19 protein-coding genes are annotated in these 17,728 nt (G+C 64.3%); 6 read left to right on the forward strand and 13 right to left on the reverse strand.

What is annotated here, in order from left to right:
• The first annotated feature begins 79 nt into the window (after positions 1-79).
• The gene (locus JQ611_RS32685) at positions 80-823 is read left to right on the forward strand and encodes a methyltransferase domain-containing protein (RefSeq protein WP_212213815.1); all 744 of its coding nucleotides are present in this window, start codon (positions 80-82) and stop codon (positions 821-823) included.
• A gap of 71 nt (positions 824-894) precedes the next feature.
• Here the strand turns inward: JQ611_RS32685 and JQ611_RS32690 are convergent, their stop codons facing one another.
• The 5 genes from JQ611_RS32690 to JQ611_RS32710 form a co-directional block, all read right to left on the reverse strand.
• Positions 895-1,659: a DUF4167 domain-containing protein gene (locus JQ611_RS32690; RefSeq protein ID WP_212415996.1), complete on the reverse strand. Its 765-nt coding sequence runs from the start codon at positions 1,657-1,659 to the stop codon at positions 895-897.
• Between the two features lie 531 nt (positions 1,660-2,190).
• Positions 2,191-3,081, reverse strand: coding sequence for a peptide chain release factor N(5)-glutamine methyltransferase (gene prmC / locus JQ611_RS32695; protein WP_212269866.1), 891 nt, complete (start codon positions 3,079-3,081; stop codon positions 2,191-2,193).
• Positions 3,078-4,157 (reverse strand): peptide chain release factor 1, encoded by a 1,080-nt coding sequence (gene prfA, locus JQ611_RS32700; protein WP_212467775.1) that lies wholly within the window; start codon positions 4,155-4,157, stop codon positions 3,078-3,080. Before prfA ends, prmC begins: the two co-directional genes overlap by 4 nt.
• Positions 4,158-4,211: 54 nt before the next feature.
• Positions 4,212-6,479, reverse strand: coding sequence for a phosphoenolpyruvate--protein phosphotransferase (ptsP, locus tag JQ611_RS32705; protein ID WP_212386490.1), 2,268 nt, complete (start codon positions 6,477-6,479; stop codon positions 4,212-4,214).
• Positions 6,480-6,766: 287 nt separating this feature from the next.
• The gene (locus tag JQ611_RS32710; RefSeq protein WP_212467776.1) at positions 6,767-8,020 is read right to left on the reverse strand and encodes an aspartate kinase; all 1,254 of its coding nucleotides are present in this window, start codon (positions 8,018-8,020) and stop codon (positions 6,767-6,769) included.
• A gap of 200 nt (positions 8,021-8,220) precedes the next feature.
• Between JQ611_RS32710 and JQ611_RS32715 the strand changes: the two genes are divergently transcribed.
• The 3 genes from JQ611_RS32715 to JQ611_RS32725 all read left to right on the forward strand — a co-directional run bounded on the left by JQ611_RS32715 (position 8,221) and on the right by JQ611_RS32725 (position 10,605).
• Complete coding sequence (locus tag JQ611_RS32715) at positions 8,221-8,700, forward strand: PH domain-containing protein (RefSeq protein ID WP_212269870.1); 480 nt, start codon at positions 8,221-8,223, stop codon at positions 8,698-8,700.
• 3 nt (positions 8,701-8,703) lie between these two features.
• On the forward strand, positions 8,704-9,462 hold the full coding sequence (ubiG, locus tag JQ611_RS32720) for a bifunctional 2-polyprenyl-6-hydroxyphenol methylase/3-demethylubiquinol 3-O-methyltransferase UbiG (RefSeq protein WP_192736458.1): 759 nt from the start codon (positions 8,704-8,706) through the stop codon (positions 9,460-9,462).
• Positions 9,463-9,705: 243 nt separating this feature from the next.
• The gene (locus JQ611_RS32725) at positions 9,706-10,605 is read left to right on the forward strand and encodes an EamA family transporter (RefSeq protein WP_212415989.1); all 900 of its coding nucleotides are present in this window, start codon (positions 9,706-9,708) and stop codon (positions 10,603-10,605) included.
• Between the two features lie 13 nt (positions 10,606-10,618).
• Here the strand turns inward: JQ611_RS32725 and JQ611_RS32730 are convergent, their stop codons facing one another.
• From JQ611_RS32730 to JQ611_RS32750, 5 genes are read right to left on the reverse strand one after another with little or no spacing between them, the layout of a single operon-like run.
• Positions 10,619-10,951, reverse strand: coding sequence for a hypothetical protein (locus tag JQ611_RS32730; RefSeq protein WP_212269872.1), 333 nt, complete (start codon positions 10,949-10,951; stop codon positions 10,619-10,621).
• 13 nt (positions 10,952-10,964) lie between these two features.
• Positions 10,965-11,444 (reverse strand): DUF1178 family protein, encoded by a 480-nt coding sequence (locus JQ611_RS32735; protein ID WP_212467777.1) that lies wholly within the window; start codon positions 11,442-11,444, stop codon positions 10,965-10,967.
• Positions 11,441-12,319 carry a carbon-nitrogen hydrolase family protein gene (locus JQ611_RS32740; RefSeq protein WP_212467778.1) on the reverse strand — a complete coding sequence of 293 codons (879 nt, stop codon included), beginning with the start codon at positions 12,317-12,319 and terminating at the stop codon, positions 11,441-11,443. The genes JQ611_RS32735 and JQ611_RS32740 overlap by 4 nt, the downstream gene beginning before the upstream one ends.
• The gene (gene grxC / locus JQ611_RS32745) at positions 12,316-12,591 is read right to left on the reverse strand and encodes a glutaredoxin 3 (RefSeq protein ID WP_212269875.1); all 276 of its coding nucleotides are present in this window, start codon (positions 12,589-12,591) and stop codon (positions 12,316-12,318) included. The genes JQ611_RS32740 and grxC overlap by 4 nt, the downstream gene beginning before the upstream one ends.
• 44 nt (positions 12,592-12,635) lie before the next feature.
• Entirely contained in the window at positions 12,636-13,445 is an 810-nt protein-coding gene (locus tag JQ611_RS32750) for a ComF family protein (protein ID WP_212467779.1), read from the reverse strand.
• A 224-nt stretch (positions 13,446-13,669) separates the two neighbouring features.
• Between JQ611_RS32750 and JQ611_RS32755 the strand changes: the two genes are divergently transcribed.
• Positions 13,670-14,512, forward strand: a complete 843-nt coding sequence (locus JQ611_RS32755) for a methyltransferase domain-containing protein (protein ID WP_212467780.1) — start codon at positions 13,670-13,672, stop codon at positions 14,510-14,512.
• A 110-nt stretch (positions 14,513-14,622) separates the two neighbouring features.
• On the opposite strand, the gene JQ611_RS32760 is transcribed toward JQ611_RS32755, so the two are convergent.
• Genes JQ611_RS32760 through JQ611_RS32770 form a run of 3 tightly spaced genes read right to left on the reverse strand, consistent with a single transcriptional unit; the run spans position 14,623 to position 16,533 of the window.
• Positions 14,623-15,090, reverse strand: a complete 468-nt coding sequence (locus JQ611_RS32760; protein ID WP_212467781.1) for a carboxymuconolactone decarboxylase family protein — start codon at positions 15,088-15,090, stop codon at positions 14,623-14,625.
• 31 nt (positions 15,091-15,121) lie between these two features.
• Positions 15,122-15,655 carry a YkgB family protein gene (locus JQ611_RS32765; protein WP_212467782.1) on the reverse strand — a complete coding sequence of 178 codons (534 nt, stop codon included), beginning with the start codon at positions 15,653-15,655 and terminating at the stop codon, positions 15,122-15,124.
• Between the two features lie 56 nt (positions 15,656-15,711).
• Positions 15,712-16,533, reverse strand: a complete 822-nt coding sequence (locus JQ611_RS32770) for an SDR family oxidoreductase (protein WP_212467783.1) — start codon at positions 16,531-16,533, stop codon at positions 15,712-15,714.
• A 123-nt stretch (positions 16,534-16,656) separates the two neighbouring features.
• Here JQ611_RS32770 and JQ611_RS32775 point away from each other — a divergent pair, with 123 nt between their 5' ends.
• Positions 16,657-17,619, forward strand: coding sequence for a LysR family transcriptional regulator (locus JQ611_RS32775; RefSeq protein ID WP_212467784.1), 963 nt, complete (start codon positions 16,657-16,659; stop codon positions 17,617-17,619).
• Positions 17,620-17,728 lie beyond the last annotated feature (109 nt).

Below are 17,728 nucleotides of genomic sequence, written 5' to 3' on the forward strand. Positions count from 1 at the left end.
GGAAATATGGCGTTAACGCTCCTGCGGCAATGCAAATTTCCAGACTCCGCGGGGAACAGCGGCGTGATAGATTGAACCCATGACCATCGACGTCATCGACCTCCGCGATTTCTATTCGCGCCGCCTCGGCATCGTGGCGCGGCAGCTGATCAATCGCGGCATCCGGGCGCGATGGCCTGATGCGGATGGGCTTCGCGTGCTCGGGCTAGGTTATCCCACGCCCTATCTCGGGCTGTTTCGCGAAGATTCCGAACGCTGCATCGCGTTCATGCCGGCCGCGCAGGGCGTGCTGAAATGGCCGACGGCGCGGCCGGCGCTGGCGACGCTGATCGATGAATTCTCGATGCCGTTGCCGGACGCCGCCGTTGATCGCATCCTGCTGGTGCATGCGCTGGAAATGTCCGACGATCCGGAACGTTTGCTGCGCGAGGTGTGGCGTGTGCTGGCGCCGTCGGGGCGCCTGATCGCGGTGATTCCCAATCGCCGCGGGGTGTGGACCCGCACCGACAACACGCCGTTCGGCCATGGCCGGCCCTATTCGCGCGCGCAGATCACGCAATTGCTGCGGCAGACCTGGTTCACGCCGACGGCGTGGGGCGAGGCGCTGTTCCTGCCGCCGGTCGGCAAAGGCTGGTTCCTGCGTTCGGCGATGGCGTGGGAGCGCGTCGGCGCTGCGCTGTCGCTGCCGTTCGCCGGCGTGCATATCGTGGAAGCGACCAAGCAGGTCTATCGCGCGATTCCCGCGCATCGCGAACGCACGCGGCTGATTCCTTCGCTGCAGCCGGTGCTGGTGCCATCGTCGACGACGGCGACGCGGGCATGAAAAAGGGCGGGCACGCTTGCGCGATGCCCACCCTTTGAAAACTGCCTGTGCGCAGCTGGCGCTTACGCTAGTTACTCATTCCCCGGATTGAAATCTTCGCTCGGGACCGGCGCGGCGGCTGCGTTGTCGGGACGCGGGCCGTGCGGCCGGCGGCGCCGGCGCGGGAAACGTTCACCGCCGCCATTGCCTTCGAAGGCGCCGGGCGCGGCGTTCACTTGCGGCTGCGGCCCGGTGATGAAAGACGGCAGGCGGTCGACACCGCCGGTATCGGCAATCACCGGCTGCGGCTGGGGCTGCGGCTGATATTGCGGCTGCGGACGATGTTCGCGTTGTTCGCGATGATGCTCGCGGGGCTGCTGATCGCGGTCGCGCTGGAAGGGTTGCCCCTCACGCGGCTGGAAATCGCGCTGCTGATTGTTCTCGCGTGGCACGAACGGCTGTTGCTGCTGCGGCACGAAGCCCGGCTCCTGGCCGAAATGATTGAAGTTCTCGCCTTCTTCGTCGTGCTCCTCGGCCGGCATTTCGTTTTCGGTGCGCGGCTGCGGCTGGTTCTGCCGGAATTGCTCCTGGGCGGCAGCGATCAGGCGGAAATAATGTTCGGCGTGCTGGTAGTAATTCTCGGCCGCAACCGGGTCGCCGGATGAGCGTGCGTCACGCGCCAGCTGGACGTATTTCTCCGCAACGTGGGAGGCGGTGCCGCGAATCTTGATGTCGGGTCCGTTCGATTCGAACACCCGGGTCATCGGGTTTTGACCGCGCCGGTTATTATTATTGTTGTTGTTGTTATTGTTGTTATTCCGGTTACGCATCCGCTTGTTGTTCTGACCGTTTCTCATGTCTCGCCTTTATTCCAGCCCTGAAGTTATGCCGTTGCCGTCGTAGCCTCACCGGATAGGGCACACGACTGTGCGCACCAATTCACGGTGTCGTTCAAATTCATGACGTCGATTTCGCCAACCCTCGCGTTCAACAAGGACGCGTTCCCCAACCGCCGGCGTTCACAGCCGGCCGGACCAAATGACTTAGCCTGCCAAAACCAGCCCAACAGAAACACGCCCGGCCGAAACAAGCTCAACAGCCGCTGGAGCACAGGCTCTACGTAACTGTTTTGCGTGACTGTTTCTTGCGTAGGTATTCAAGCGCAATATCAGGCTTTCGTTCGCTTTGCGGTCGAGAGCAGCACAGCTCAGGCTATTGCGCTCGATTGGACCTGCGTTTTGGAACCTTTCACTCGGCGGGCTCTCGTTTCGAGAACTCAGGCCTCCACCCGTTATTACGGGGGCGGCAACCCTGGACCGATGTTGTGAGCGGAACGTAGTCGCTCCCGGGCAATATTCCAAGAGGTTTTTTTGCGTTCCAATAGGACTTTATCTAGGCATTTTGCGTCCCGCGACCGCCCTCTGGATGCCCGCCAGATCGGCTTTGGGAGCGCCTGCAGGCGATAATCCCGCCCCTGTCATGATACCTTCAATTGGCCCGCTTTGGCCCTCGCCGGCCTCCACAACCAGCACGGCGCCCGGCGCCAGAAGACCCGCGGCCTGGGGAATCAGGGCGCGATAGGCATCCAGCCCGTCGGCGCCGCCATCGAGCGCCGCCCGCGGGTCATATTCCCTGACATCGGCGGCCAGACCCGCGATATCAGCCGAGCGGATATAGGGCGGGTTGGACACGATCAGGTCGAAGGGTGCGGACAACCCGGTGGCGTAATCGCACGCGACGAACGTTGCGCGATCGGCAAGGCCCGCATCCGCGGCGTTGGTCTCGGCGGTCTGCAAGGCCGCCACCGAAATATCGGTGCCGAACCCGTGCGCGCCTGGCAATTCCGACAACAGCGCTAGCAGAATCGCGCCCGAGCCGGTGCCGAGATCGGCGATGCGCAATGTGCGACCTGGCGCGCCGTCGGCACGCAGCAATTCCAGCGCCAGCTCGACCACCGTCTCGGTATCGGGCCGCGGCACCAGCGTCGCTGCCGAGAGTTTGAGCGGCAGGCCCCAGAACTCCTTGTGACCGACAATGCGCGCGACCGGCTCGCTTTGCAGCCGACGCTGCGCGAAATGGTCCAGCCGCGTTGCTTCATCTGCCGTGAGCTGCCGCTGTGCGGCCGTGATCAAACCAGTGAGATCGAGGCCAAGCACCGCGCCAATCAGCAAACGCGCATCGATTTCGCTGGAGTCGATCGCGCCGGTTTTGAAGCGCGCGGCGAGCGTGCGCCGCGCCGTCTCGACGGTTTGTCCGGCGAAAGCGTCGTCGGCGCTCACGCCGCCGTGCCCTGGGCGGCGAGTTGAGCGGCCTGGTGCTCGGTCGTCAGCGCGTCGGTCAATTCGCTCAAGCTTTCGCCCGCGATTACCTGCGGCAGTTTGTAGAGCGTCAGATTGATGCGGTGATCGGTGACGCGGCCTTGCGGGAAATTATAGGTGCGGATGCGCTCGCTTCTGTCGCCGGAGCCGACCTTCTCGCGGCGGTCGGCCGCGCGGGTCGCATTGATGCGCTGTTGCTCGGCGTCGTAGATGCGCGAGCGCAGGATGTTCATCGCCGAGGCGCGGTTCTTATGCTGCGAGCGGCTGTCCTGCATCATCACGACGATGCCGGTCGGGATATGGGTGATGCGGATCGCCGATTCGGTCTTGTTGACGTGCTGGCCGCCGGCGCCCTGTGCGCGCATGGTCTCGATCCGCAGATCGTCGTTCTTGATGTCGACGTCGACATCCTCGACCTCGGGCAGCACCGCAACCGTTGCCGCCGAGGTGTGGATGCGGCCCTGGGTCTCGGTGTCGGGCACCCGCTGCACCCGATGCACGCCGGATTCGAATTTCAGTTTGGCGAACGCGCCGCGGCCCTGCACCTCGGCGATGATTTCCTTGTAGCCGCCCATGGTGCCCTCGCTGGCGGAGATCACCTCGACCTTCCAGCCCTGCAGCGCGGCAAAACGCTCATACATCCGGAACAGGTCGCCGGCGAACAGCGAGGCCTCGTCGCCGCCGGTGCCGGCGCGGATTTCCAGCATCACGTTGCGGTCGTCCATCGCGTCTTTCGGTAACAGTGCGACGCGGATCTTCTGCTCGAGTTCGCCAACGCGCGTCTGCAGCATCTCGAGCTCGGCTTCCGCCATGCCGCGCATGTCAGGATCGGCCGCGGAATCCGCCAGCAACGTCTCGGTGTCTGTTATCTCGGCGCGCGCCGCGCGGTAGGCCTTGACGGCATCGATCAGTGGATTGAGCTCGGCGAGCTCGCGCGTGATCTGGACGTATTTCTCTGAGCTCAATTGACCGAGCAGCTCCGCCTCGAGCGAAGCGTGATGGGCGAGCAGGATATCGAGTTTGGCTTCGGGTAACATGTCGGAGTTCTCAATGGCGCAAAGGGAAGGGGGTGTTGCCGGGTCAGAGCCTCGCTACAACGACAACCCTTCGGCTTCCGCGAATTCCGTCAGCTTCTGCCGGATCGAGACGCTGCCGGACGGCGCTTCGAGTAGCGGCATCATGACGGCCTCGGCCTTCCTGGCATCGAGATCGAGGATCAGCGCTTTCACCGGGCCATGCGCGGTCGCCGACAGCGACAGCGAGCGGTAACCAAGCGCGATCAGCGCCAGCGCGCCGAGCGGTTTTGACGCCATCTCGCCGCACAGCGAGGCGCTTTTCTTTGCCGCATCGGCCTTGCGCACGATGTCGCGCAAGGCCCTCAAGATCGGCGCCGACATGGTGTCGAACCGTTCGGAGACTTTGGCATTGCCGCGGTCGACCGCGAACATGAACTGGAACAGGTCGTTCGATCCGATCGAGATGAAATCGACCTTCTTCAGGAGTTCGTCCATCTGGTAAAGCAGCGCCGGCACTTCGACCATGGTGCCGACGTCGATGCGTTCCGGCAGCGCGTGGCCGTGCTGACGCAGATAGGTCAGCTCGCGCTCGACGATGGCCTTGGCCTGATCGAACTCGGCGACTTCCGAAATCATCGGGAACATGATCTTCAGCGCGCGGCCGCCGCCGGCGCGCAATAGCGCGCGAATCTGGCCGCGCAACAGGCCGGGCCGGTCGAGCCCGAGCCGGATCGCGCGCCAGCCGAGCGCGGGATTTTCCTCGATCACGGTCTCCATATAGGGCAGCGCCTTGTCGCCGCCGATGTCGAGCGTGCGGAACGTGACCGGTTTCGATCCCGCGGCGTCCAGCACCGTGCGATACAGCGCGAGCTGGTCAGAGGTGCGCGGCAGGCTCTGGCCGACCATGAATTGCAGTTCGGTGCGGAACAGCCCGATGCCGGCACTGCCGGTGTCGTCGATATGCGGCAGGTCGATGACGAGGCCGGCATTGATCATCAGCTCGATCTTCTGGCCGTCTTTGGTCACGCAGGGCTTGTCGCGCAGCGCCGAATATTGCGCCTGCCGCCGCGCGCGGAATCTTACCCGCTCGGCATAGGCCGATTCGATCTCAGCCGAAGGGCGCACATAGATCGAGCCCGAGGTGCCATCGACGATGATGGCGTCGCCGGGATCGGCGAGCCCCGGCGCGTTCGGGATTTCGCCGACCGCGGGAATGCCGAGCGCGCGCGCCACGATCGAGACGTGGGAATTGGCGGTGCCTTCCTCCAGCACCAGGCCGCGCAGGCGCTTGCGGTCATAGTCGAGCAGGGCGGCCGGGCCCATCGCGCGCGCGATCAGGATCGCATTGTCGGGCAGCTGTTCGCGTGACGGCGCGTGGTCCTGGCCGACCAATTGCCGCATCAGGCGGTGGCCGAGATCTTCGAGGTCGTGCAGGCGGTCGCGCAAATAGGGATCGGTCGAACGCAGCATGCGCGCGCGGGTGTCGGACTGCACGCGCTCGACGGCGGCTTCCGCCGTGAGGCCGGTGGCGACCGCCTCGTGCAGCTTGTGCGACCAGCCATGGTCGTTGGCGAACATGCGGTAGGCTTCCAGCACCTCGCGGTGCTCGCCGCCCTCGGCGACGTCGCCGCGCTCCAGCATGCGGTCGAGATCGGCGCGCAGCTTGGTCAGCGCCGCGTCCAGCTTCTTGATTTCCTTCGGCAGGTCTTCGGCAATGTAATTGGTGATGACGACGCGCGGCTCGTGCAGCACGACGTGGCCGAGCGCGATGCCGTCGGACAGGATCGCGCCGGCCTTGTGCAGGGAATGCCGCGCCGCGGGTTCCGCGCCGGGCTGCGCCAGCGCCGCCAGCTCGCCGGAGGCGATCATCTCGGCGACCACCATCGCGGTGGTCTGCAGCGCCTCGACCTCTTCCTCGACGTAAGTGCGCTTGGCGCGATTCTGCACGACCAGCACGCCGAGCGTGTTGCCGGCGCGCAGGATCGGCACGCCGAGGAACGAATGATAGATTTCTTCGCCGGTTTCCGGGCGGAACGAGAACGCCGGGTGGGTTTGCGCGTCGGAGAGGTTGAGCGGGGTGGCCTCGCTGGCGACCAGGCCGACCAGGCCCTCATGCGCGCTCAAGACCGTTCTATGGACGGCGTCGCGGTTCAGACCCTCGGTGGCGTAGAGTTCGAGCGTGTTATCGACGCGCAGCACGTAGGTCGAGCACACCTCGGCCACCATGTTGGCCGCGATCAGGACCACGATCTTGTCCAGCCGCTCCTGGGCGGAGACCTGCTCCGCCATGGTTTCGCGGAGCCGTCTCAACAAGACGCGGGGGCCTCCCGACGTGCTCCGCATCTGTCAAAATCCTCCCCCGCGAGGCCAGCGTGCCGGGTGGCCGGGCGCTGGCGTGAAACTCAACAATAGCAACAATTTTATTCATTCGGCGCCGCCGCAAGCCGCCCCAAAACCATCGAATCGGGATCGCCAAACTGTGGCACAGTTTGCGGCAGCTCACCTGTCAGGCCGTATAGCCAATCGAGGCTTGCTTTGCCAAGCAAAACGCCTGCCAGTAGCAATAACGTCTGTGTAAGGCCAATGCTGCGGGCGCTAAGAGAAAGTAATTCTAGAGCAGAACCGATGCTCTAGGCCTGGTCGAGCCCATAGAGCGTGTGCAGCGTGCGCACCGCAAGCTCGGTATAGGCGGCGTCGATCAGCACCGAGAACTTGATCTCGGAGGTGGTGATGGCGCGGATATTGATATTTCGCGCGGCAAGTGCGGTGAACGCCTGTGCGGCGACGCCGGCATGGCTGCGCATGCCGCTGCCGATCACCGAAACCTTGGCGACGTCAGTGGCACTGTCCAGCCGCTTATAGCCGATCTTGTCCTTGGCCGAGGCGATGGTGTCCCTGGCGCGGGTATAGTCGGAGGCCGGCACCGTGAAGGTCAGGTCGGTGGTCTTGCCGTCCTCGGAGACGTTCTGCACGATCATGTCGACATTGATGTTGGCGTCCGCGAGCGGTCCGAAGATCGCGGCGGCAACGCCCGGCTTGTCCTCGATCTGGCGCACGGAAATCTGGGCTTCGTCCTTGGAGAAGGCGATGCCGGTGACGACGTGGTTTTCCATGATTTCCTCCTCGCTGCAGATCAGCGTGCCCGGCGGTGTGGCGTGCGGGTCGATATCCTCGGGCTTGTCGAAGCTGGAACGGACGAAAACCGGCATACTATGCACCATGCCGAGTTCCACCGAGCGCACCTGCAGAACCTTGGCGCCCTGGGAGGCCAGTTCCAGCATGTCCTCGAAGGCGATCTTGTCGAGCCGCCGCGCCTTGGGAACCACGCGCGGGTCGGTGGTATAGACGCCGTCGACGTCGGTGTAGATGTCGCAGCGGTCGGCATGGATGGCGGCCGCGATCGCCACCGCCGAGGTGTCCGAACCGCCGCGCCCCAGCGTGGTGATTCGGCCCGTCTGCGGATTGATGCCCTGGAAGCCGGCGATGACGGCGACTTCCTTGCGGTCCTTGAAACGGTTGATGATCTCGCTGCCGTCGATTTCGAGGATCCGCGCCGAGGCGTGCGCGTCCGAGGTCCGGATCGGAATTTGCCAGCCCTGCCAGGAGCGGGCCTGAATGCCGATCGCCTGCAGCGCGATCGCCAGCAGTCCGGACGTGACCTGTTCGCCGGAGGCCACCACCGCATCATATTCGCGGGCGTCGTGCATCGGCGAGGCGTCGCGGCACCAGTCCACCAGCTCGTTGGTCTTGCCGGACATCGCCGACACCACCACGGCGACGTCGTGCCCCGCATCGACTTCGCGCTTCACGTGACGCGCGACGTTGCGGATTCGGTCGATATTGGCGACGGATGTACCGCCGAATTTCATCACGAGGCGGCCCATGACGACGCGTGCATTCCCTGTGAGGATAAGTATGGTGACCCGCACGAAAATGGAGCGCCCGGGCCGAAAGCGGCGTATACATAGCGGCGCGTCCCGGGGCAAGCATCCGGGTGCATTTTCGGTCTAAAATGGCGCAAAATGCTGTGGTAGCGGGTTAATTCAGGTCAGGCGCAATTTAGGTCAGGTGCAAGGTTAGGTGTATGGGGCGTTATATCGACGATATCCTGCAGCCCGGCGAGAAGGTGCTGTATTCCACCAATGCACACTGGATCTTCTTCCTGCCGGCGATCGTGCTCTGGGCCGCGGCACTGGCGCTCTTCGTGGGCTCGGGAATGATCCCGGCGGGGCCCATGGTTTTGGTCCTCTGGTCGCTGTCGGCGATCGTGGCCATTGGCGCCTTGTACAAGACGGCTACCGCCTGGTTCCATCGCTGGACCACCGAAACCGACGTCACGAATTTCCGTGTCATCCACAAGACCGGTTTTGTTAAGCGGCAAACGTTCGAGATGAGCGTGGACAAGGTCGAGAGCGTCGACGTCAACCAGAGCATCCTCGGCCGCATCCTCAACTACGGCGACGTGACGGTGCTTGGGGTCGGCGAGGGTGGCAAGACCCTCGACACCATTGCTTCGCCGTTGGCATTTCGCAATGCCATCACGGCACGACCGGCCGGTGCGTAAATCATGGCCATGCAAACAAATCACGCCGGCGCATCGGGCAGCACGGTCGATCCTGCCGAAGTCGCAAAATTCTCAAAGCTGTCGGACGAGTGGTGGGACCCCAAGGGCAAGATGGCCCCGCTGCACAAGATCAATCCGCTGCGGCTGACCTATATCCGCGACGCCGCCTGCCGCAAGTTCGAGCGCAACGTCAAAAGCCTGAATTGCCTTGGCGGCCTGCGCATCCTCGATATCGGCTGCGGCGCCGGCCTGCTCTGCGAGCCGTTCACGCGGCTGGGCGCGCAGGTGATCGGGATCGATCCCTCCGCCACCAATATCGCGGCCGCCAAGCTGCATGCCGACAAGGGCCATCTGTCGATCGATTACCGCTGCACCACGGCCGAGGAGATGGACGTGCGCGAGCGCTTCGACATCGTGCTGGCGATGGAAGTGGTCGAGCACGTCACCGATGTCGGTGTCTTCCTCAACCGCTGCGCGGCGATGCTCAAGCCGGGCGGCATGATGGTGCTCTCGACGTTGAACCGCAACTGGAAGAGCTTTGCGCTGGCGATCGTCGGCGCCGAATATGTGCTGCGCTGGCTGCCGCGCGGCACCCATGAGTGGAACAAGTTCGTCACCCCCGACGAACTCGCCCAGCATCTGGCCAACAACCGGCTTGCCATCACCGAACAGGCCGGCGTGGTCTACAACCCGCTCGCCGACAAATGGAGCATCTCGTCCGACATGGACGTGAACTACATGGTGGTCGCGGAGGAGATGTAATTTTACCTCGCCCCGCTTGCGGGGAGAGGTCGGCGCGTAGCGCCGGGTGAGGGGGTACAGGTCTAGCGATACATCGTGCTCGCGGTGAGAGCCCCTCACCCCAACCCTCTAAGAGCGAGCTTTGCTCGTCTCGACCCCGTAAGAACGGGGAGAGGGAGCAGATCGCAATCCTGTCATGCGCCGTTTCGGTTGACCCCGTGCGCTGCGCCCGGCACGGTGCGGTACCCCTCCGACGGTATCCCCATGTTCACGGTCGCCTCGCTCTGGATTCCCTTCACCATCATTGCTGCGCTCGGCCAGGTCGCGCGCAATGCGATGCAGCGGTCGTTGACGGGGCCGCTCGGCACCTGGGGCGCGACCAATATCCGTTTCCTGTTCGGCTTTCCGTTTTCGATCATCTTCTTTGCGGTTGTCGTGACGGTCACCGGCGACCATATCCCGTGGCCGACGGCGGCGTTTTGGCCCTGGCTTTTGCTGGGTGCGCTGAGCCAGATCGTCGGCACCGGCATGATGCTGCTGGCGATGAACGACCGCTCGTTCGTGGTGACGACGGCGTACCTGAAAACCGAGGCGATCCAGACCGCGATCTTCGGCTTCATCTTTCTGGCCGATCATTTGACGGTGCTGAAAGTGGTCGCGATCCTGATTGCGACCGCCGGTGTCGTCATCGCGGCGCTGCGGCCGGCTGGCGGTAAGGGTTTTGCCGACCTGAAGCCGACGCTGCTGGGCCTTGGTGCCGCCGCGGCATTCGCGTTATCGGCGGTCGGCTTTCGCGGCGCTGTCATCGTGGTGCCCGGCGTTTCCTTCGTGACGGCCGCGTCCTACACGCTGGTGTTCGGCCTGTTCGTGCAGACGCTGGTGCTGTCGATCTATCTGCTGATCCGCGCGCCCGACGTGCTCCGAAAAATCCTTGGACTGTGGAAGCCCTCGATGCTGGCGGGCTTTATGGGCGCGTTCGCCTCGCAATTTTGGTTCCTGGCCTTTGCGCTGACGGCAGCCGCCAATGTCCGCACGCTGGCGCTGGTCGAGGTGCTGTTCGCGCAGGCTGTGGCGTATTATTCGTTCAAGCAACCGCTATCGGCGCGGGAACTGGCCGGCATCGTGCTGATCGTGGCAGGGGTGGCGCTGCTGGTGGCGGCGTAGCTGCCGTCATTGCTCACGCAAGCCTGGACAGCACGTCAGGCGCGATGGTTGCCAATCGGCCACGAAGCTCAGGGTTTGCAAGATCGTGTATTGCGGCCGCTATTGTCTCCTCGTGGCCGGCTTCAGACTGAATATCCTCGCGGCATTCCACAAGGTTCGCCCACTCTTCGACGACGGCAGCGTCAATCTCGCCACGGACGAATCGCTGCAGAACGGTAGCGATGTCCTGCCGTGCCAGTGTGATGGTTGGTTCAGCATCCCAGGAGATTGAAGCAAGTGCCAGCTTCAAGTCGGCCAGTGGCGCATCCAGATGGATCAGCGAGGAGAGGATCGCCTGTCGGCTCATGTCGGGGACGAGATCAGTTTCTGTCGTCCGGCAGCACCGGCAGCGGCGAGACCTCGACGCCTTCATCGATCAGGGCGCGGGCTTCGTCGGGCGACGCCTCGCCATAGATCGGGCGGTGCTCGATATCGCCGTAATGCATCTTGCGCGCTTCGTTGGGGAAGCGCTCGCCGACATTATCGGCGTTCTTTACGATGTGATCGCGCAATTCCTTGATCTTGGCGCGCAGCTCGAGTTCCTGCGCCATCAACAGCGGCGTGGCCTCGGTTGTCGCGCCTTCGGTGCTCGCGACTTCCGCAGGCGGCACGGCGCGCGCGTCCTCGCGGCCCTTTTTGCTGACGATCTGCGGAGCCATGATGGCGCGCTCGACCTTGACCGAGCCGCACGACGGACAGCTCACCAGCTTGCGCTTCTCCTGGCTCTCATAGGCCGACGAGCTCTGAAACCAGCTTTCGAAAGCATGGCCCCGTTGGCAGCGCAGGCTGTAGCGGATCATGCCGAGCCCCGGACCAGATGCAGATGTTCAGGGCCGGCCTTGGGATCGGCGATGCCAAAGCGACGTCCGTGCTGCAGCGACGGCACGGTTTTTCGTGCGGTCTCGACCCTGGAAGTGTCGATCTCGGCGAGGAACACGCCGGGTTCGACGCCGCCCTCGGCGAGGATCTCGCCCCAGGGCGCGACGATCAGCGAATGCCCATAGGTCTCGCGCTTGTTCTCATGCAGGCCGCATTGCGCGGCGGCGAACACGAAGCAACCGGTTTCGATGGCGCGGGCGCGCAGCAGGATGTGCCAATGCGCTTCGCCGGTCTTGCGGGTGAAGGCGGACGGCACGGTGAGGAACGACGCGCCGCTTTCGGCGAGCGCGCGGTAGAGCGCCGGAAAGCGCAGATCGTAGCAGATCGTGAGCCCGATCCGGCCCCACGGCAGGTCCGAGATCACGGCGGTTTCGCCCGGCTGGTAATTCGCTGACTCGCGATAGCTCTCGCCGCCGGGCAGGTCGATGTCGAACATATGGATCTTGTCGTAGCTGGCGAGCAGATTGCCGTCAGGCCCGATCAGGAACGAACGGTTGACCGCGCGCTCCGGCGAGAAGCGCAGCGCGAGCGAGCCGACATGCAGATGGATCTTCAGCTCCGCCGCCAGCGCCCGATAGGCCTTCAGCGACTTGTCGTCTTCCTCAGCTGCCAGATGCTCGAACAGCGCCTTGCGGTTCAGCTGCATCATGTTGCTCACCTCGGGGGTTTGCACATAATCAGCGCCCTGCGCCGCCGCTTCGCGGATCAGTTTCATGCCCTGCTCGAGGCTCGGCTCCGGCAGCAGGGAGGTGCGCATCTGCACCATCGCGGCGGTGAAGGTCGTGGCAGCGCTCATGACGAGGCCTTTTCTCCCGCCAGCAACGCATCGAGCCTGCCCGCGCGATCCAGCGCGTAAAGCTCGTCGCAGCCACCGACATGGGTTGCGCCGATGAAGATTTGCGGAAACGTCGAGCCGGCGCCGGCCCGATCGTACATCTGTTCGCGATAGGAAGGGTCGTTGGATACGCTGAGTTCGGTAAACGCAGCATTCTTGCGCGTCAGCAGCGATTTGGCCGCGGTGCAGTAACCGCAGCCGGGGCGGGTGTAGATTTCAATGGCAGCGGTCATGGAGCGCTCTGGTTCGCAAGTTCCGGAAATGGCAAGTCTTTGAATTATATGGGAGCCCGGTGGGTGTCCACAACCCGCGCGAATACCAGCACGTCGACCTGCGCGGCCTTGGCGCGCAATAAGGCACGGGCGCAGGCGTCGGTCGTGGCGCCGGAGGTCAGGACGTCGTCGATCAGGACCACGCGGCGGCCCTGGATGTCAGCGCTGCGGTCAGGGGCGACCTTGAAGGCGCCCTGCACATTGCTGGCACGCTGCGACCGCGACAGCCCGATCTGTTGTTCGGTCGCCCGGACCCGCCGGAGCGCCTCGGAGGCCAGTTTCACCCCGGTTTGACGCGAAATCACCCGCGCCAGCGCGCCGGACTGGTTGTAGCGGCGGCTCCAGCCACGCCGCCAATGCAGGGGAACCGGGACCAGCACGTCGGCTTCCCCAAGCAATTCCTGGCCCGCGCGGGCCATCCAGCGCCCCATCGCGGGGGCCAGATCGGTGCGGTCCTGGTATTTCAGCGAATGAACCAGCGTGCGCGCGACATCGTCGTAGCGCACGGCGGCGCGGGCGCGCTGGTAGGCCGGCGGATTGGCAATCGCCTCCATCGACAGCAAATCGGGCCCGGGGTCGTAGACAAAGGGAATGCCGAGCCGCGGGCAAAATGGCGGCGCGATGAACGACAATTTGGCCCAGCATTCCGAGCAGACGCCCTCGCCATCGACCGGCTCGCGGCAGGAAACGCACAGCGTCGGCAGCGCGATGTCGAGCGCCAGCCTTGGAATATGCGCAAACACGCCGCGCGCGGCGTTCAGCACGCCGCGCAAATGGGTGGAGATGGAGCTTGCTGGTGATGCCTCGGCGTCCATGGGGTGAGGCTAGCGCCGCGCGGCGCAGTGCTCAAGCGACGAAAACCGGTCTTCGTTCCCCGGATGCTGCGCAGCGGCGCGATGCGCTGCTGATCCGGGGTCCATCTGACTGCGAGTCTGGGTCCCGGTTCTGCGAAGCACCGCTGCGCGCTGCATCGCGCCCGGGACACGAGATAGGCGCATCCCAGATTGCCAGAGACGCGCTAACCAGCGTACCAACCGCCATGGCTCCGAACCCGACCGCCGCCCCCATCCTGTTCGACCGCGCGCTGTTGCGCGCGCGGCAGGATCGTGCGCGCCGCCTTGGGCCAGCGACGTTCCTGCTCGATCGTGTCACCGAAGACATGGAAGAGCGGCTGGCGGCGGTGATGCGGGATTTTTCCGACGTCGCCGAAATCTGGACGCCGGTCGAGCTGCTGCGCAAGCCGGTGGCGAATCGTTTCAAATCCATCACCCGGGTCGAACCGGATGAAACGGAAACGCTGCGGCTTGCGCCGGAATCGCTCGATCTTGCGGTCTCCGCGCTCGCCTTTCAATTCGTCAATGATTTGCCTGGCGTGCTGGCGCAGATCAGGCGCGCGCTGCGGCCGGATGGATTGCTGCTGGCGGCGATGATCGGCGGCGATACGCTGACCGAACTCCGGCAGTCGTTTGCGGCGGCGGAGGCCGAATGCGAGGGCGGAGTGTCGCCGCGCGTCGCACCCTTTGCCGATCTGCGCGATGTCGGCGCGCTGCTGCAACGCGCGGGCTTTGCGCTGCCGGTCACCGACGTCGATCGCGTCGTGGTGCGCTACGACAGCGCATTGGCGCTGATGGCCGATCTGAGAAGGATGGGCGCGACCAATATTCTGGTCGAGCGCCGGCGGGGACCCACCCGCCGCGCCACGCTGCTGCGGATGGCGCAGATCTACGGCGAACGCTTTGCCGATTCGGACGGCCGTATCCGCGCCACCTTCGACGTGATCTGGCTGTCCGGCTGGGCACCGCATGAGAGCCAGCCCAAACCGCTGCGGCCGGGTTCGGCGAAAGCCAGCCTGGAGGCGGCGGTGAAGGGGAAGACGAAGTAGGCCGCGCTCTGCTCCACGTCTGCTGCCCTGTGGCAGTTAACCCAGATGGGCAATCGGGCGGCGTTAGCCTGGCTGTGCACGCGCGGTTGTCACGCCGCGCGAGAACAGGACTATGCCGCCTTCAAACTCTCGATCGCGGCCTGCGGCGTGTTGCGAAAACTGATGGCCAGGCGGTTGTAGGCGTTCATCAGGCCGATCGCGATCGTGAGGTCGACGAGCTCCCGCTCCTCGAACACGGCGCGGGCGGCCTGATACGCCTGATCCGGCACCCCGGTATCGGCAACGCGCGTCACCGTCTCAGCCCATGCCAGGGCGGCGCGTTCGCGCTCATCGAACAGATTGCCGGCTTCCGCCCATGCCTGCAGCAGCGCGAGCTTCTCGACCTTCTGCCCCTTCTTGAGCAGGTCGCGCGTGTGCATGTCGAGGCAGTAGGCGCAGTTGTTGATCTGGGAAATCCGTAAGTAGACGAGATCGACCAGCACGGGGGAAAGGCCGCTCTGCATGACGTAGCCGTAGACGCCGCCCAGCGCTTTCACGCCTGCCGGTGCAATCTGGTTGTAGTCCAATCGCTTGCTCATGTTCGTGCTCCTTCTGGTCCGGAATGGTGGATCATTTGCGAATGATGGTCCTCAGCGAGTCGACGAACACCCAGAAGGAGGCGGCGAACAGGCCGACATCTTTCAGGAGGAACTGACCCGGCGCGACCGAGATCGCGGGGAAGCCGAGCTCCGGCACAACGACATCAGGCGTCGAGATCATGAAGCTGAGGGTCGTGACGAAGAGTCCGGCCGAAAGAACGCCGCCGGCTGCGGAAAAGATCGGGCTCGCCAATCTGAGGGCGATCAGCAGCCCGATGCTGAGTTCGACAACGCCGAGGAAGGTAGAGAAGCCGCGGACCGAAAGCAGGGCATAGAACCAGCCGACCAGCGGGCTGTTCTCCACCAGCGGCACCAGCCCGTTGGCCTCGTATTGCGTAAACTTCATCCCGCCGAACCAGGCGTAGATGACCGCGAGCGAGACGTAGAGGCCGGCGCGGCTGACCGGCTCGGCGTAGGCGAGCAGGTGTTCGGCATGATCGCGCCAGCTGGAGACTGCGCGCGGTGCCAGGAGTGCTGTCGGAAGCTGAGTTGTAACGTATGACATGGTGAACTCCGTTTTCAGGGTGATGGTTTCAATTCGATGTTCGGCTGGACTTGTTGCTAGGCGCTGATGCGCTCGTGGTTGCGCAAGTTGTAGCGGGGGGCCGGGATGGCGCTCGAAATCTTGTCCGACATCGCGCGGCGCGCCGCCTCATAACGATCCCATTCCGCCTGGTTGGGCAGCGACGGGATGGTCACGGTCTCGCCAAGGTCGAGGCCCGCAAGGGCAGCGTCGACCAGGTCGTTGGCCGACATCACCATCTGCTGCGGCAAATGATGAACCGGCATGCCGGCGACGTCCCAGAATTCGGTGGCCGTGGCGCCCGGCAGCACCGCCTGCACGCGGACGCCCTTGCCCGCGAGTTCGTGAACCAGCGAGTGGTTGAACGCGAGCACAAAAGCCTTGGTGCCGCCATAGACACCGTTCAGCACCTCCGGCGCGATCGCGACGATCGACGAAATGTTGATGATCGTGCCGTGGCCGCGGGCAACAAATCCGGGGACCGCTGCATAGGTCAGGCGCGTCAGCGCTGTGACGTTCAGGCTGATCATGTCGTCCATCTTGTCGACGTCGGAGGAGATCAGGGGCCCGGTGGCGCCCACGCCCGCATTGTTGACCAGCATGGAGATGCCGGCGTTGGTCCGCAGGATGTCCCCGACGCGCCGGAGATCCGCAGCGACGGTGAGATCGGCTTCGACCGTCTCGACCTTGCGGCCGGTGTCGCCCGCGATCCGGCGCGCCAGGGAGGCGAGCCGATCCTTGTTGCGGGCGACCAGAATGAGGTCATGGCCGCGCTTCGCCAGCCGGTCGGCGTAGATTGCGCCGATGCCGGTTGATGCGCCGGTGATCAGGGCGATGCCTTTGGTCTGGATCGAGGTCATGTCGGTCTCCTGGAATTCGGGGTTGGGGCCAGCCGTTGCTGTGCGTTCGTAACTAGACCCTTCCGAAAACGATGGGTATCTGGTAAAATCGGGAAAGACCCTTCCACCAGATGGAAACATCCAATGGACCGCTTCGAAGCCATGTCGCTGGTGCTGGCGGTTGCCGAGGCCGGCAGCCTGTCGGCTGCGGCGCGTCGGCAGAAAACGCCGCTCGCAACGGTCAGCCGGAAAGTCTCCGAGCTCGAAGCGCACCTGCAGACCAAGCTGTTCAACCGCTCAAGCCGTGCGCTCGTGCCGACGGATGCGGGCCGCTCCTACATTGCCGCAGCGAAACGAATCCTCGCCGATGTGGCGGAAGCCGAACGCGCAGCCTCCGGCGAGTACACGACGCCGCGCGGAGATTTGAGCGTATCGGCGCCGGTCGCCCTCGGCCGCCTGTATCTACAACCGGTCCTGGCGGAGTTTCTGGCGACATTTCCGGAGGTCGACGTCCAACTCTCCTTGCAGGACCGCGCGGCCAATCTGCTGGAGGAGCACGTCGATGTTGCCCTTCGCATCGGCGCCCTTACCCACGGCACCTTTGCCGACAGCAGTCTGATCGCCGTACGGATCGGGGAAATTCGGCGCGTGATGTGCGCGAGCCCCGCCTACCTGAAATCTCGCGGGACGCCCAAATCGCCCGAAGACCTGTCGAGGCACGACTGCATCAGCTATCCGCCGCTTCAATCGCCGTCGTCGTGGAGGTTTAGCCGGGACAAGGCTGAATACGTCGTGCCCGTGCGGTCGCGGCTCGTCGTAAGCAATCTCGAGTCGGCTTGCGATGCCGCGCGTGCGGGCATTGGAATCACCGAAGCGTTTTCCTACCACGTCGCCGAAGCGATGAAATCGGGAGAGCTCACGCCGCTGCTTCAGGATTTCCAGCCGTCACCGCAGCCCGTTGGCTTTGTCTACTCGCCAAATCGCTTCATGCCGGTCAAACTGCGCGCATTCCTTGACTTCATGATACCGCGGCTCAGGGCGCGGCTCGGCGACGTGCCGAAACGTGCCGTGCCGCGAGCGCGAGCCGGTTCGTCGCCATTGGAGTGAGGAGCGGTTCAATATTCGCTGCCGCGAGCGCTTGGCCAATCCCGACGGCCGCATCCAGGCCGCCTTCGACGTGATCGGGCTGTCCGGCCGGGCGCCGCGTGAAATCCAG

The organism is Bradyrhizobium sp. AUGA SZCCT0182, from assembly GCF_018130185.1.
Classification (GTDB): Bacteria; Pseudomonadota; Alphaproteobacteria; order Rhizobiales; family Xanthobacteraceae; genus Bradyrhizobium.

Excerpts from the sequence above, each read along its gene's own strand:
- JQ611_RS32750 (WP_212467779.1), bottom strand. The coding sequence starts at position 13,445 with ATGGACGCCGAGGCATCACCAGCAAGCTCCATCTCCACCCATTTGCGC.
- JQ611_RS32775 (WP_212467784.1), top strand. The coding sequence starts at position 16,657 with ATGGACCGCTTCGAAGCCATGTCGCTGGTGCTGGCGGTTGCCGAGGCC.
- JQ611_RS32730 (WP_212269872.1), bottom strand. The coding sequence starts at position 10,951 with ATGAGCCGACAGGCGATCCTCTCCTCGCTGATCCATCTGGATGCGCCA.
- grxC (WP_212269875.1), bottom strand. The coding sequence starts at position 12,591 with ATGACCGCTGCCATTGAAATCTACACCCGCCCCGGCTGCGGTTACTGC.
- ptsP (WP_212386490.1), bottom strand. The coding sequence starts at position 6,479 with ATGCGGAGCACGTCGGGAGGCCCCCGCGTCTTGTTGAGACGGCTCCGC.
- ubiG (WP_192736458.1), top strand. The coding sequence starts at position 8,704 with ATGGCCATGCAAACAAATCACGCCGGCGCATCGGGCAGCACGGTCGAT.
- JQ611_RS32760 (WP_212467781.1), bottom strand. The coding sequence starts at position 15,090 with ATGAGCAAGCGATTGGACTACAACCAGATTGCACCGGCAGGCGTGAAA.
- JQ611_RS32725 (WP_212415989.1), top strand. The coding sequence starts at position 9,706 with ATGTTCACGGTCGCCTCGCTCTGGATTCCCTTCACCATCATTGCTGCG.
- JQ611_RS32765 (WP_212467782.1), bottom strand. The coding sequence starts at position 15,655 with ATGTCATACGTTACAACTCAGCTTCCGACAGCACTCCTGGCACCGCGC.
- JQ611_RS32770 (WP_212467783.1), bottom strand. The coding sequence starts at position 16,533 with ATGACCTCGATCCAGACCAAAGGCATCGCCCTGATCACCGGCGCATCA.
- JQ611_RS32715 (WP_212269870.1), top strand. The coding sequence starts at position 8,221 with ATGGGGCGTTATATCGACGATATCCTGCAGCCCGGCGAGAAGGTGCTG.
- prfA (WP_212467775.1), bottom strand. The coding sequence starts at position 4,157 with ATGTTACCCGAAGCCAAACTCGATATCCTGCTCGCCCATCACGCTTCG.
- JQ611_RS32685 (WP_212213815.1), top strand. The coding sequence starts at position 80 with ATGACCATCGACGTCATCGACCTCCGCGATTTCTATTCGCGCCGCCTC.
- JQ611_RS32690 (WP_212415996.1), bottom strand. The coding sequence starts at position 1,659 with ATGAGAAACGGTCAGAACAACAAGCGGATGCGTAACCGGAATAACAAC.
- JQ611_RS32710 (WP_212467776.1), bottom strand. The coding sequence starts at position 8,020 with ATGGGCCGCCTCGTGATGAAATTCGGCGGTACATCCGTCGCCAATATC.
- JQ611_RS32755 (WP_212467780.1), top strand. The coding sequence starts at position 13,670 with ATGGCTCCGAACCCGACCGCCGCCCCCATCCTGTTCGACCGCGCGCTG.
- JQ611_RS32740 (WP_212467778.1), bottom strand. The coding sequence starts at position 12,319 with ATGAGCGCTGCCACGACCTTCACCGCCGCGATGGTGCAGATGCGCACC.
- JQ611_RS32735 (WP_212467777.1), bottom strand. The coding sequence starts at position 11,444 with ATGATCCGCTACAGCCTGCGCTGCCAACGGGGCCATGCTTTCGAAAGC.